Genomic DNA, 12,743 nt, shown 5'->3' with positions numbered 1-12,743 from the left:
GAGCGATGCAGTCTGGGAATCATGTCGGAGTCGCAATGCAGCTTAGGCAACACATAATATCACATGGAATCAAGGAGGGACTATGAAAATCAGGAAAACAATGCTTCAGGATCTTCCTGAGATTATGCAGATATATGCGCAGGCGCGCGTGTTTATGGCGCAGACCGGAAATCCTCATCAGTGGCCGGAGGGATATCCGGGGGAGGAGCTGATTCGGGAGGATATTGGGCGCGGCATCAGTTACGTCGCTGAGGTAGACGGGGAAATAGAGACAGTATTTCTTTATTTTGAGGGAGATGATCCGATGTATCAAAGGATTGAAGACGGCGTATGGAAAAACGAAGCGGCGTACGGCGTCATCCACCGGATTGCTTCCAGGGGCAGAGTAAAGGGCGCCGGTTCCTTTTGTCTGCAATGGGGCTTTGCCAGATGCGGAAATCTGCGCATGGATACGCATGATGACAATCGCGTGATGCAGCACGTTTTAGAGAAAAATGGGTTTGAACGGTGCGGCCGCGTTTATACAGAGACGGGAAGCCCCCGGATTGCGTATCAGAAAGTCCGATAAATTGAGTCAAAACAAGAATATTGGAGTGGTGGAAATGGAGCAAAAAGAAATCTACGAGTTATTCCGGCAGGTTGAGGCGGGAACGCTGACTTCTGAAGAAGCAATGAAAAATGTGGACCTTCAGCCAGAAATGCTGGTTGGAAATTATGCGGATATTGATCTGCATCGCAGCATCCGGCAGGGCATGCCGGAAGTGATTTACGGAGAAGGGAAGACAGCTGAACAGATTTTGGGAATCGCTTCGGCCATGAAGGAGCGGAAGACAGACAATATCATGATTACACGTCTGTCTCAGGAAAAAGCAGACTGGGTGCGGGAACGGCTGGAACTGGATTATGATGCGGTTGCGCGGATTGGAATTGTGGGGCGCAAGGAGGTACCAAAGCTTGGAAAAATTGCTGTGGTTGCCGCTGGGACCAGCGATATGCCGGTGGCGGAGGAGGCAGCAGTGACAGCAGAGTTGTATGGGAATTACGTGGAGCGCATTTATGATGTCGGCGTGGCCGGAATCCACCGGTTGCTGCACCGGCTTCCACTTCTGGAGGATGCAAAGGTCATCATAGCAGTGGCCGGAATGGAGGGAGCACTGGTGAGCGTGATTGGAGGGCTTGTCTCCTGTCCAGTGATCGGCGTGCCGACGAGCGTTGGATATGGCGCAAATTTTGGCGGCCTGGCAGCGCTGCTGTCCATGCTGAATTCCTGTGCAAGCGGTGTGAGTGTGGTGAACATTGACAATGGATTTGGCGCAGGGGTCCTGGCAGCTAAAATTAATAAGCAGTCTCTGTAGTTTCAGGTCATTGCGAAATGAAAAAACGGATGTCTCCGGTAAAACATGGAAAATACATAATTTGGGGATGAGGAGGATGAGAGAGTATGAAAGCATTGTGGGAGCTTTATATTTCCTTTTTTCGCATTGGAATTCTGACCTTTGGCGGCGGTCTGGCCATGCTTCCGATGCTGAAATATGAGCTGGTGGAAAAAAGGAGCTGGATTACGGAGAATACACTGCTGGATTGTTATGCGATTGGTCAGTGTACGCCAGGGATTATTGCGGTAAACACCGCGACCTTTGTAGGGTATAAAAGGAAGGGGATTTCCGGAGGGATTATCGCGACGCTTGGCATGGTGAGCCCTTCGCTTCTGATTATTACAGTAGTAGCAGTATTTTTGCAGGCATTGATTGGCGAGCCGCTTGTACAGCATGCGCTGGTGGGAATCCGCGGCGGAGTCTGCGGTCTGATGCTGAATACGGTCTATATGCTGGCTAAAAAAAGCCTTGTAAATCCGTTTTGTATCGCTGTCTGTGCAGGAACGTTTCTGCTCGCATTTTTCACGAAGCTTCCTACCGTACTTATTATTGTGCTGGCCGGGGCGGTTGGAGTTCTCTGCGACCGGGTGATCGGAGGTGCAAAATGAATCAGGCATTGCTTTTGATCTTTGAGTTTTTTAAGACCGGGCTGTTTGCAATTGGAGGCGGACCGGCCACAATTCCGTTTCTCATGGATATGGCAGAAAAATATCCGTGGTTTACGATGCAGGAACTCAGCGATATGATAGCGATCAGCGAAAGCACGCCGGGCCCGATCGGAATAAACATGGCAACCTACGCTGGTTTCCGGTCTCTGGGACTGTTTGGTGGATTGGTTTCCACACTGTCTCTTGTGTTTCCAAGTGTGGTTATTATTATACTGATTGCAAAATTTTTGGATGGGTTTCAGGAAAACCGTATTGTAAAAGCTGTATTTGCCGGTATCCGTCCAGCTGTGACGGCACTGATTGCAGTAGCTGTGATCCAGCTGATTCAGGTCTCCCTGTTTACAGAAGAGGCGGGCGGTTCCGTGTTCAATTACAAAAGCGGCGCGCTGTGCGTAATTATTTTTATACTGATGCAATGGAAGAAAACGAAAAAGCTGCACCCTGTGGTATGGTTTTTGCTGGCAGCTGCGGCAGGGATTCTGTTTCAGCTGTGATATGTGATTGAACTTTTGTGGAAAGAGGACGGAACCAGTTTTGTTGGGAAAGGAGTATGTGTGAAGACATATCATTATATTTTATTTGATCTGGACGGGACTTTGACAGACTCGGCGGAGGGGATTATTAATTGCGTGCTTTACAGTTTAGAAAAATGCGGAATTCAGGAAAGTGACAGGGAGAAACTGAAAGCGTTTGTTGGTCCGCCGCTTATGGATTCTTACAAGAACTGTTATCACGTGTCAGAGGAAGAAGCGCTGAAGTTGACAGCGTGCTACCGGGAGCGTTTCAGTGTGACAGGATGGAAAGAAAATCGTGTATATGAAGGTATTCCGGAGGTGCTGGATGCATTGAAGAAGGCCGGGAGGCATCTGATTCTGGCTACGTCCAAGCCGGAGGTTTATACGAAACAAATCATGGAGCTTTTCGGGCTTGCGCAGTATTTTGAATTGATCTGCGGGGCAACTCTGGACGGAAGAATTGTTCAGAAGGGGCAGGTGATCGCGTGTGCCATTTCGCAGATCGGCTTAGAGCATAAAGATGAGATGGTTATGGTCGGTGACCGCAAGTACGATGTATACGGCGCGGCAGAGCATGGAATCCCGTGTATTGGCGTGCTTTATGGGTATGGCTCGCGTGAGGAGCTTGTAAGCGCCGGGGCAACCATGCTGTGTGAAACGGTATCGGAGCTGCCGGAGTTTCTACAACTGTAATGGGGCGGCTGCACAGTGTAAAAACTGTGTGGCGGCCCTGTTTTGTGTCATGGTTCTGCTGTTATATTTTGGAATCCCTGTACATAAGATAGAGAGAACGCGGCCCATCCATCCGAATCCGGGCCGTGTAGAAACGGGGGAGCAGTATGAATGACAGAGCTTTAAAAATACTGGAGCAGTATGATCTTGAGATTCTTAGCACAAGGCGCGGACGTGGTTCCTATATTTGTGAGACACCGCAGGGGCTTCGGATTTTGTGTGATTATACGGGCTCTGAAAATAAAGCGCTGTTCCAGAATTGTATCATGGAAAAAATCCGTGAGGGTGGATATGAAAAGGTAGATAAGATCCTTCCGAACCGTGAAGGCGCTCTGATTTCCAGGGACTGGGAACAGAATAAATATGTGGTGAAAGAATGGTATGTGGGAAGGGAATGTGATACCTCAAATGAAAACGAGATTCTGGCAGCGGTTACAAATCTTGCGCGGTTGCATCGTCTGATGCAGCTTGGTGAGGACTGTGAGTTTCGCAAAAACTTTACAGCGACAGCGCCGACAGAAGAGATCCGGGCACAAAATGCAGAACTGCGCAAAATCAGAACATTTATCCGCAAAAAAAATGCCAAGCAGGATTTTGAGCGGTTGTTTCTGAATTATTTTTCACAGTATTATGAGCAGGCTGCGGAGGCAGAACAAAAGGCAGATGCGCTCTCTGAATACGGGAATGCTGCTTTGCAGAAATATCCGGGTGTCTGCCACGGCGATTATAACCATCATCACGTACTGATGTCGGGCTACGACATTGCGACAACGAATTTTGAGTGCTGCCGTTTTGATTATCAGATCAATGATCTTTACCGGTTCATGAGAAAAATTCTGGAAAAACATGACTGGAATCAGAGACTTGGCATGCGCATGCTGGAATATTATGCGCAGGTTCGGCCAATTCCGCGTCAGGAGCGTCAGCTTCTGTATATCCGGATGCTGTATCCGGAGAAATTCCGTAAGCTGGCAAATCATTATTATGGAAGCAATAAAGCATGGGTGTCCGGGCGTTTCCTGGAAAAGCTGGAGAATCTGAACCGTCAGGAAGAGCAGAAGAACAAATTTGTGAGGCTTCTGGAAAAGTAGTTTCTTTTTCCTGTTTTTCGTGCTATCATGTACATAAATTTGAATCTAAAAATACAGGAGGGCAACTATGGAGGACTACAGAAAAGCTTATGAAGAATGGCTTTCTAACCCTTACTTTGACGAAGCGACAAAAGCAGAACTGAAAGCCATTGAGCATGATGATAATGAGATAAAAGAGCGGTTTTATACAGAGCTGGAGTTTGGTACAGCAGGTCTTCGCGGGATTATAGGCGCAGGGACAAACCGCATGAATCAGTATGTGGTACAGAAGGCTACACAGGGGCTTGCCAATTATATCATTCAGGCAGGCGGTCAGGCAAAGGGCGTGGCAGTTGCATACGATTCCAGAAGAATGTCGCCGGAGTTTGCAGATTTTGCGGCGCTTACCCTGGCGGCAAACGGAATCAAGGCTTACGTATTTGAGTCCCTGCGTCCGACACCGGAGCTTTCTTTTGCAGTACGGACACTTGGCTGTATCGCAGGAATCAACATCACAGCCAGCCATAATCCGCCTGAATATAATGGCTACAAAGTTTACTGGGAGGACGGCGCCCAGATTACGCCGCCGCATGATACCGGAATTATGGCAGAGGTAAAGGCGATCACGGACTATACTGCGGCAAAGACAATGACTAAAGAAGAAGCGGAGGCAGCAGGCCTTTACGAAGTGATCGGCGAAAAGCTTGACGACGCTTTTATAGAGAGCCTGAAAAAGCTGGTGCTTCATCCGGAGACGATCCGCGAGGAGAGTAAAAATCTCAGAATTGTTTATACTCCGCTTCACGGAACAGGAAATATCCCGGTGCGCCGTGTGCTGAAGGAGCTTGGCTTTGAACATGTATACGTTGTTCCGGAGCAGGAGCTTCCGGATGGAGATTTCCCGACGGTCGGTTATCCGAATCCGGAGTCAGAGGAAGCATTTACGCTTGGCCTGAAGCTGGCGAAAGAGGTTGATGCAGATCTGATTCTTGCTACGGACCCGGATGCAGACCGGCTGGGTGTGCTCGTGAAAGATTCCAAAACAGGCGAATACCATACGCTGACCGGCAACATGTCCGGCTGTCTGCTGGCTGACTATGAGATCGGACAGCGAAAAGCGTTGCAGGGGCTGCCGGAGGACGGCGTTCTGATTAAGACGATCGTTACAACGAATATGGCAGATGCCATTGCAAAATATTATGGGACAGGCCTGATCGAGGTTCTCACTGGTTTCAAATATATCGGACAGCAGATTCTTGGATTTGAGAATGGGGGAAGAGGAACGTACCTGTTTGGATTCGAGGAGAGCTATGGTTGTCTGATCGGTACGCATGCGCGGGATAAGGATGCGATTGTAGCGAGCATGGCGCTGGCTGAAGCCGCTGCATTTTACAAGGCGCAGGGCAAGACGCTCTGGGATGCAATGCTGGATCTGTATGAGCGGCACGGATACTATAAGGATGATATTAAGACGATTACTTTGAAGGGAATCGAAGGACTCAAGAAGATTCAGGAGATTCTCGAGACACTGCGCAAAAACCCGCTGACAGAGATCGGTGGTTATCAGGTTTTATCTGCGCGTGATTACAAAGCAGATACCATCCGCGATATGCAGACGGGTGAAGTGAAGCCGACCGGACTTCCGTCCTCGAATGTACTTTACTATGATCTGTCTGACGATGCGTGGCTGTGTGTTCGTCCGTCCGGAACAGAGCCGAAGGTAAAGTTCTATTACGGAATCAAGGGAAATTCCCTTGCAGATGCGGAAGAAAAATCGGCAGCGCTCGGCGAACAGGTGCTGGAAATGATTCAGAAAATGCTGTAAGATACGATTCATGTACAGCCTTTTCGGGAAAGATATTTCTGAATTTCAGGTGAAAGGTTTTCGTGACAGGGATATTTTATGGAGATGCGGGAAAAAAAGGAAATGAAAAACAGTGCCAGCCGCGATGCGGCAGGGCTGTTTGCGGATTTTTGTCAGATTATTGCGACTTTGCGGGGAGAACAGGGATGTCCGTGGGACCGGGAGCAGACCTTTGGGAGTCTGAAACCATGTATGGTAAATGAAATGACCGAGGCTCTGGCCGGAATTGATCTCTATTACAGTTCCGGAAAAGCGGAAAACCTCTGTGAAGAGTTGGGGGATGTGCTTCTTCAGGTGGCGCTTCTTTCACAGATTGCACAGGAAAAGGGACTGTTTTCCATAGAAGACGTGATAGCCGGTGTTTCCCAAAAAATGATCCGCCGTCATCCACATGTATTCGGAAGTGCGAAGGACAATTCGTCTGTGCCGGCGCAAAGTGCAAGTCACACGGAAGAGGAGCGATTCGCGTCAGATTCTGCTATGCCTGTATGTGCCGGGGAGGTTCCGGGACTGTGGGAAGAGATCAAACGAGCGGAGAAAAAGAGCAAAACACTGGAGGAAATACGGGCCGAAAAAGAGGCTTTTGGCACAGCCGCTTCGTGGGCAATTGCGCATCTTTGTTCCCATGCAAAGGGCACGGGGAAAAAGCAAGGAAAACCTTGACAAACAAAGAATAACATTATATAAATATTAGCAGGGCCATATTTATATGGAAAAGATTCAGAATACAGAATCTGCATTTGGTTTTGTACAGGAATCGAACTGTACATTGCAGATTAAATCCAGAGGAGGAAACTACAATGAATAAGACAGAATTAGTGGCTGCTATTGCAGAAAAGACAGAATTATCCAAGAAAGATGCAGAGAAAGCGCTGAAGGCTTTTACTGACGTTATTACAGAGCAGCTGAAAAATGGCGAGAAGGTACAGCTTGTTGGATTCGGAACATTTGAAGTATCTGAGCGTGCGGCAAGAGAGGGAAGAAACCCGCTGACAGGCGAGGCAATGCAGATCAAAGCTTCCAAGACACCGAAATTCAAAGCAGGAAAAGCTCTGAAGGATGAATTAAACTAATTCAGAATATTCAGTGATTACAAGATTTGTAATAAAGCCCCCAGGATTTCACAGGAAGTTCCGGGGGTTCTTTTGCGCAAAGGTGCGCATGGAAATTTATTCCTTTGTCGTGTGTAATGGGCGGGGAACAGAGGAAAGGAGTGTCAATGCGTCTCGATAAATATTTAAAAGTATCACGTTTGATTAAACGTCGCACAGTGGCAAACGAAGCATGTGACGCTGGACGTGTTCTGGTGAACGGAAAGCCTGCCAAGGCATCGGTTGCAGTGAAAGCAGGAGACCAGATTGAAATTCAGTTTGGAAGTAAGGCAGTGAAAGTAGAAGTGTTGAATGTGCAGGAGACCGTCAAAAAAGAGGCTGCATCTGAAATGTACCGTTATTTGTAGTGCATCGTCTGTGTCACAGATGGCAGGATTGTATGAGGAATATTTGACGGGAACCAGTCATATGGCGCCCGGAGGATTCATACAATAGAGTAATGGAAAGACTGCGGAGCGTGGCATGGAAGAAAAGAAAAATTTAAAACCGCACAGTATCATGTGGAAGGACCGAAAACAGGGGAGCGTGACAGGAGTTACGGATGTTGTTTCTTTTGACGATGGCTGTGTTGTATTGGAGACAGAGCAGGGAATGCTTACTCTGAAGGGAAAGGATATGCATGTCGGCCGACTTTTGCTGGACCAAGGGGAGGTAGAGCTGGAAGGCGAGATCGAGAGTGCGGTATATTCCGGACAGAGTCCTGCGAAAAAGGGCAGTATGCTCAAGAGGATGTTCCGATGATGAGCGATGTCATCCGCCAGGAGACGCTCGTATTTTTTCTTTCGGTTCTGCATGGTGTGATCCTGACACTCGGGTATGATGTGTTGCGGGCGCTGCGGCGGGCATTTCATCACAGCACGGTGGCAGTTTCAGTGGAAGATTTTCTGTTTTGGCTTGTTGCGGCATTTTTTACCTTTTGTCTTACTTTTTTCTGGACAGATGGGGTAATTCGTGGCTATGTGGCGGTCGGAATTGTGATCGGAGCTGTTTTGTATCATGTTTCGCTGAGTGCTCTGGTGGTTGGTGTACTTGCCGGGATGTTGCGTGGGGGAGCGCGCGTCATCTCATTTGGGTGTCGGATATTGTCAAAACCGCTGACAAAAATCTGTGCCTTTTGGAAAAAACTGATTGAATTTGTTTGGAAAAGAGTTTACAATATTTTTAGGGGAAAAAAGGGAAATAACTCATTAAAGGAAGATAAGAAAAAGAAAAAATCGAAAAAGGAAGTTGATGAAAGAATAAGGGGAAAACGCTATGGCAGGAAGAAGGGGACGGCCAAGCAGAAGCAACCGTAGGGGAATGGTTGCGATTGCAGCAGTCGTTATGGTACTGCTGCTTAGTTTGCTTGTGCAAAGTCAGAATTTAAGTGCGCAAAATGAAAAATATGAGGCCCGCAAGGCTGAGTTAGAGCAGCAGAAAAGAGACGAAGAATTACGTGCGGAGGAGATCACAAAGCTGAAGGATTATGTGAATTCTCCGGAATACATTGAAATGGTAGCCAGAGACAAGCTGGGACTTGTGTACAGTGATGAGATTTTATTCGTAGCGGAAGGATAAGGAGCTGCAATTTGCTGTTAAAAATATCACGGATGATTCCGAGTGTAAGTATATACTTCGAAAGAAGGCTGTTGTGGAACAGATAAGTTTATCTGTACACAGCAGCTTTATTTTTTGCAATCCACACTTTTGTTACAGCCTCGATTGATTTTGACAGATCTCGCATCGCAAATGATATATAGTAGTCAATAAGCCGTGAGGCATAGAGTGACAGAGTAAGGGGAGGAACTGATATGGGAGATTTATTTGCATCGGCGCTGCTGTCGGGAGGCAGGCCGCATCTTTTGGGGAACAGGGAGATGACACGGCAGAACAAAATGGAGACCAGTATGTATCCGGTGCCGGAAAAAGAACAGCTGGAACGATACGCAGAAGCGTTCTATGGTTTGTCAAAGCTGTTTCAGAAAATGCCCTGCCAAAAAGAGCGGTTAGGGGATGCGGACCTGGAACTTATTTTTGACCGTGTACGGGAACGGGTCTGTGCGTACTGTGGAAAGGCTGGAAAATGCTGGGGAGGGGATTATTTTCAGAGCTGTCGCATTTTGTATGAGATGGCGGCTGAGCTGGAATATGACGGTGTTATATCAGAGGAACTGGAGGCTATGCTGCGGGAACGCTGTGGAAGAACCGAACCGATTATGCAATCGTTGCATGAAGAATATGGACAGGCCAGGATTAATCTGATGTGGAGCAATCGCATGATGGAGCAGAGAATGGCGGCCGGAGAGCAGATCTTCCAGACAGCAGAACTTCTGCGCCAGGTAGCGTCAGGGTTTTCGAACTCACCGGAACAGGAACAGCGAATTGGGAAAAGGCTGCGCCGTGAATTGAAATATCTCAGTGTTGAGGTGGAAAGTGTCCGGGTCTTTGCGTGTGAGGGGGAACGGACAGAGATTTATCTGTTTTTGCGGGCAAAAAAGCATACGTGTGTGTCGGCAAAGACAGTTGCAGAGGTGCTTTCCGGATGCTGCGGACAGAAAATGAGACCGGCGTGGAACTGTCAGGCAGCGGTGGGAGAACAGATGGCCAGCTTTCATTTTGTGCCGGACACACGGTTTCAGATTTTCTGTGGGATTTCAAGGATTACAAAAGCAGGAGAAATGGTGTCCGGGGATAATTATGCATTTTTGCAGAAGGATACGGGAAAGGTGGTTATGAGTCTTGCGGATGGAATGGGGTCCGGTGCCGGAGCATGCCAGGAGAGTGAAAAGGTCATTGAACTTCTGGAACAGTTTCTGGATGCTGGATTTCCGCAGGAGACAGCGGTGCGGATGATTAATTCATGTATGTTGCTTCAAAATTATCAGCAAATGTTTTCAACGATTGACTTATGTATGGTTGATTTATATAATGCAACATGTGATATCATGAAATCAGGCGCTGTATCGACGTTTATTCGGCGAGGCGATGAGATTGAAGTGATCGGCGGAAGTGCTTTTCCGGCAGGTGTGATGCAGCAGTCAGATTATGAGAGTATGCACAGACAGCTCGATTCCGGCAGCACGATTATTATGATGACGGACGGTGTGCTGGAAGCGTTACCGGAGGAGAACCGGGAGCAGCAGATGGTGGAGCTGATTGGCAGAACCGCGACGCGCAATGCAAAAGAACATGCGCGCAGGCTGATGGAAAAGGTGTATCTGATGCAGGAGCTTCGGGCAAGGGACGATATGACGATTCTTGTCGGGAGCATCTGGGAAAAATAAAAGAACGGTACGAAAGAGGAAGGGGTACAGAATGCGCAGAATCTTTGAGACCATAGAAGCGTATCATATGATAGAAGCAGGTTCACGTGTGATCACGGCAGTTTCCGGCGGGGCAGACTCAGTCTGCCTTTTGTACGCGCTGAAAGAATTTCAGAAAAAGATTCCGTTTGAATGTACTGTGGTGCATGTGGAGCATGGGCTACGGGGGGAGGAGAGTCTTGAAGATGCGCGTTTTGTGGAGGAATTATGCCGGGAATGGGGAATTTTGTGCCGTACTGTGCGGATCAGGGTACGTGAGCTTGCTGCAACGCAGGGGATTTCAGAGGAAGAGGCAGGGCGTTTGGAGCGATACCGAATTTTTGAGGAGATCAGGCAGGAAGAAGGGGCGCAGCGCATCGCAGTGGCGCACAATCAGAATGACCAGGCGGAGACGGTTCTGCACCATCTGGCAAGGGGAAGCTCCTTAAGAGGACTTTGCGGGATTCGTCCGGTACGGGGAAATATTGTTCGTCCGCTTTTATATCTGGAGCGAAAGGAGATTGAACAGATTCTTTGCGCCGCAGGCATTTCCTGGCGCACAGACCGGACGAATCTGGAACAGGAATATACAAGAAACAGGATTCGGCTCTCCGTTTTGCCGCAAATGGAGCGGGAACTGAACAGGCAGGCTACGGCTCATATCGCTCAGGCTGCGGGACGTCTTTTGCAGGTGCAGGAATATCTGGACCGGGTGACGCTCAGGGCGGAACAGGCTTGTATTGTGCAGGAGACGCACGGTCAAACCATAAAATGGAGTGTACGGCTTCCAGTCTTTTTTGAGGAAGATGCACTGATTCAGCAGGAACTTTTGAAAAGAGTGCTGGAGCTTTGCGAAGGACAGAGGGATATCGGGGCAGTACATATAGAGGCGCTCATGGCGCTTGCACGTATGGATTGCGGAAAAGAACTCTGTTTGCCGGGCGGAATACGGGCGGTGCGGGAGAATGAAAAACTCTGTTTTGTCAGAAGGGGCGATCGAAAAGAAAACAGAGTGCAGAAGGACCAGGGCAAAGACGCTGGGTGCTGCGCGGAGCTGAATGGTAAGGAGAATGACGGATGTGCATATCAGCAGGAATTTGCGCTTACGTCTGCCGGCACTTATGATACGCCGGACTGGGAGGTCGGCATAGCGTTTTCACAGAAGAACCGTGTTTCTGAACAGGAGATTATCGAAGAAAAAAAGTATACGAAATGGCTTTCATATGATACAATAAAAGATACTATTGTGTTTCGCACGAGGCGTAAAGGGGATTATCTGGTCGTAAACAGGCAGGGTGGAAAAAAGAAACTGAAGGATTACCTGATCGACTGTAAAGTCCCGAGAGAGCAAAGAGATCGGCTCTGGCTTCTCGCAGACGGTTCGCATGTGCTTTGGGTGGCAGGTTACCGGATCAGCGAGGCGGCGAAAGTTACAAAAACAACAGAAAAAGTGATCAAAATACAGTTGAAGGAGAAAAGGAAATGAAAGAGAAAGTAAAGATTTTTTTGCAGGAACAGGACGTAAATGCACGAATTGCTGAGGTTGCAAAGCAAATCAGCAGCGATTATGCGGGCCGGGAGGTACATCTGATTTGTGTGCTGAAGGGCAGCGTCTTTTTTATGTGCGAACTGGCCAAACGGATTACCGTTCCGGTGACCATGGATTTTATGTCTGTGACAAGTTATGGAAATGATACGAAATCCAGCGGCGTGGTGAAAATTATCAAAGACCTGGATGAACCACTGGACGGTAAAGACGTGCTTGTAGTGGAAGATATCGTGGATTCCGGGCGTACCTTAAGTTACCTTCTTGAGATTCTTCAAAAAAGAAATCCGAAATCTCTGCGGCTTTGTACGCTGCTTGACAAGCCGGAGCGTCGGGTGACAGAGGTGGCAGTGGATTATACGTGTTTCAATATTCCGGATGAATTTGTTGTGGGATATGGCCTGGACTATGCGCAGAAATACCGCAATCTCCCGTTTATCGGTATTGTAGAATTTGTCGAAGACTAGAAAACGTGTAAAAGGTTGCGGGAAGAAAGGCGGAAGCAGTAGAGGAAAAACGGAAAAAGAACAAGACAGAGGGAATACTAGAATATGAGAAAAGGGAAAGGTAATGCGAAAG

General features: G+C 48.1%; 16 protein-coding genes. All 16 read left to right on the top strand.

The features are described from left to right. Positions 1 to 82 precede the first annotated feature (82 nt). Positions 83 to 568: a GNAT family N-acetyltransferase gene (locus tag AC6I2O_RS03885; protein WP_497741860.1), complete on the top strand. Its 486-nt coding sequence runs from the start codon at positions 83 to 85 to the stop codon at positions 566 to 568. Between the two features lie 34 nt (positions 569 to 602). Then, positions 603 to 1,355, top strand: a complete 753-nt coding sequence (larB, locus tag AC6I2O_RS03880; RefSeq protein ID WP_497741859.1) for a nickel pincer cofactor biosynthesis protein LarB — start codon at positions 603 to 605, stop codon at positions 1,353 to 1,355. 86 nt (positions 1,356 to 1,441) lie between these two features. Beyond that, complete coding sequence (locus AC6I2O_RS03875; RefSeq protein ID WP_497741858.1) at positions 1,442 to 1,984, top strand: chromate transporter; 543 nt, start codon at positions 1,442 to 1,444, stop codon at positions 1,982 to 1,984. After that, complete coding sequence (locus AC6I2O_RS03870) at positions 1,981 to 2,538, top strand: chromate transporter (RefSeq protein WP_120392615.1); 558 nt, start codon at positions 1,981 to 1,983, stop codon at positions 2,536 to 2,538. Before AC6I2O_RS03875 ends, AC6I2O_RS03870 begins: the two co-directional genes overlap by 4 nt. A gap of 60 nt (positions 2,539 to 2,598) precedes the next feature. Next, positions 2,599 to 3,252, top strand: a complete 654-nt coding sequence (locus AC6I2O_RS03865; protein WP_497741856.1) for an HAD family hydrolase — start codon at positions 2,599 to 2,601, stop codon at positions 3,250 to 3,252. Between the two features lie 146 nt (positions 3,253 to 3,398). Then, positions 3,399 to 4,382 (top strand): CotS family spore coat protein, encoded by a 984-nt coding sequence (locus AC6I2O_RS03860; RefSeq protein WP_120392616.1) that lies wholly within the window; start codon positions 3,399 to 3,401, stop codon positions 4,380 to 4,382. A 67-nt stretch (positions 4,383 to 4,449) separates the two neighbouring features. After that, positions 4,450 to 6,186, top strand: coding sequence for a phospho-sugar mutase (locus AC6I2O_RS03855; RefSeq protein WP_120392617.1), 1,737 nt, complete (start codon positions 4,450 to 4,452; stop codon positions 6,184 to 6,186). A gap of 78 nt (positions 6,187 to 6,264) precedes the next feature. After that, positions 6,265 to 6,888: a MazG nucleotide pyrophosphohydrolase domain-containing protein gene (locus AC6I2O_RS03850; protein WP_497741855.1), complete on the top strand. Its 624-nt coding sequence runs from the start codon at positions 6,265 to 6,267 to the stop codon at positions 6,886 to 6,888. Positions 6,889 to 7,025: 137 nt separating this feature from the next. Continuing rightward, positions 7,026 to 7,298 (top strand): HU family DNA-binding protein, encoded by a 273-nt coding sequence (locus AC6I2O_RS03845; RefSeq protein ID WP_120392618.1) that lies wholly within the window; start codon positions 7,026 to 7,028, stop codon positions 7,296 to 7,298. A gap of 146 nt (positions 7,299 to 7,444) precedes the next feature. Continuing rightward, positions 7,445 to 7,684: an RNA-binding S4 domain-containing protein gene (locus AC6I2O_RS03840; protein WP_120392619.1), complete on the top strand. Its 240-nt coding sequence runs from the start codon at positions 7,445 to 7,447 to the stop codon at positions 7,682 to 7,684. A gap of 115 nt (positions 7,685 to 7,799) precedes the next feature. Continuing rightward, a complete protein-coding gene (locus tag AC6I2O_RS03835; RefSeq protein ID WP_120392620.1) occupies positions 7,800 to 8,078 on the top strand; it encodes a YabP/YqfC family sporulation protein in 279 nt (92 codons plus the stop codon). Beyond that, positions 8,075 to 8,632, top strand: coding sequence for a spore cortex biosynthesis protein YabQ (gene yabQ / locus AC6I2O_RS03830; protein WP_120392621.1), 558 nt, complete (start codon positions 8,075 to 8,077; stop codon positions 8,630 to 8,632). The genes AC6I2O_RS03835 and yabQ overlap by 4 nt, the downstream gene beginning before the upstream one ends. Beyond that, positions 8,592 to 8,894, top strand: a complete 303-nt coding sequence (locus tag AC6I2O_RS03825) for an FtsB family cell division protein (protein ID WP_497741854.1) — start codon at positions 8,592 to 8,594, stop codon at positions 8,892 to 8,894. Before yabQ ends, AC6I2O_RS03825 begins: the two co-directional genes overlap by 41 nt. A gap of 233 nt (positions 8,895 to 9,127) precedes the next feature. Further along, on the top strand, positions 9,128 to 10,600 hold the full coding sequence (locus tag AC6I2O_RS03820) for a SpoIIE family protein phosphatase (RefSeq protein WP_497741853.1): 1,473 nt from the start codon (positions 9,128 to 9,130) through the stop codon (positions 10,598 to 10,600). A 31-nt stretch (positions 10,601 to 10,631) separates the two neighbouring features. Further along, entirely contained in the window at positions 10,632 to 12,104 is a 1,473-nt protein-coding gene (tilS, locus tag AC6I2O_RS03815) for a tRNA lysidine(34) synthetase TilS (protein WP_120392624.1), read from the top strand. After that, positions 12,101 to 12,631 carry a hypoxanthine phosphoribosyltransferase gene (gene hpt / locus AC6I2O_RS03810; protein ID WP_497741852.1) on the top strand — a complete coding sequence of 177 codons (531 nt, stop codon included), beginning with the start codon at positions 12,101 to 12,103 and terminating at the stop codon, positions 12,629 to 12,631. Before tilS ends, hpt begins: the two co-directional genes overlap by 4 nt. Positions 12,632 to 12,743: the final 112 nt, after the last annotated feature.

This window comes from Blautia sp. St.27G3 (assembly GCF_059728505.1).
Note: the sequence above shows the minus strand (reverse complement) of the source record. Positions and strands in the feature narration are given on the sequence as shown.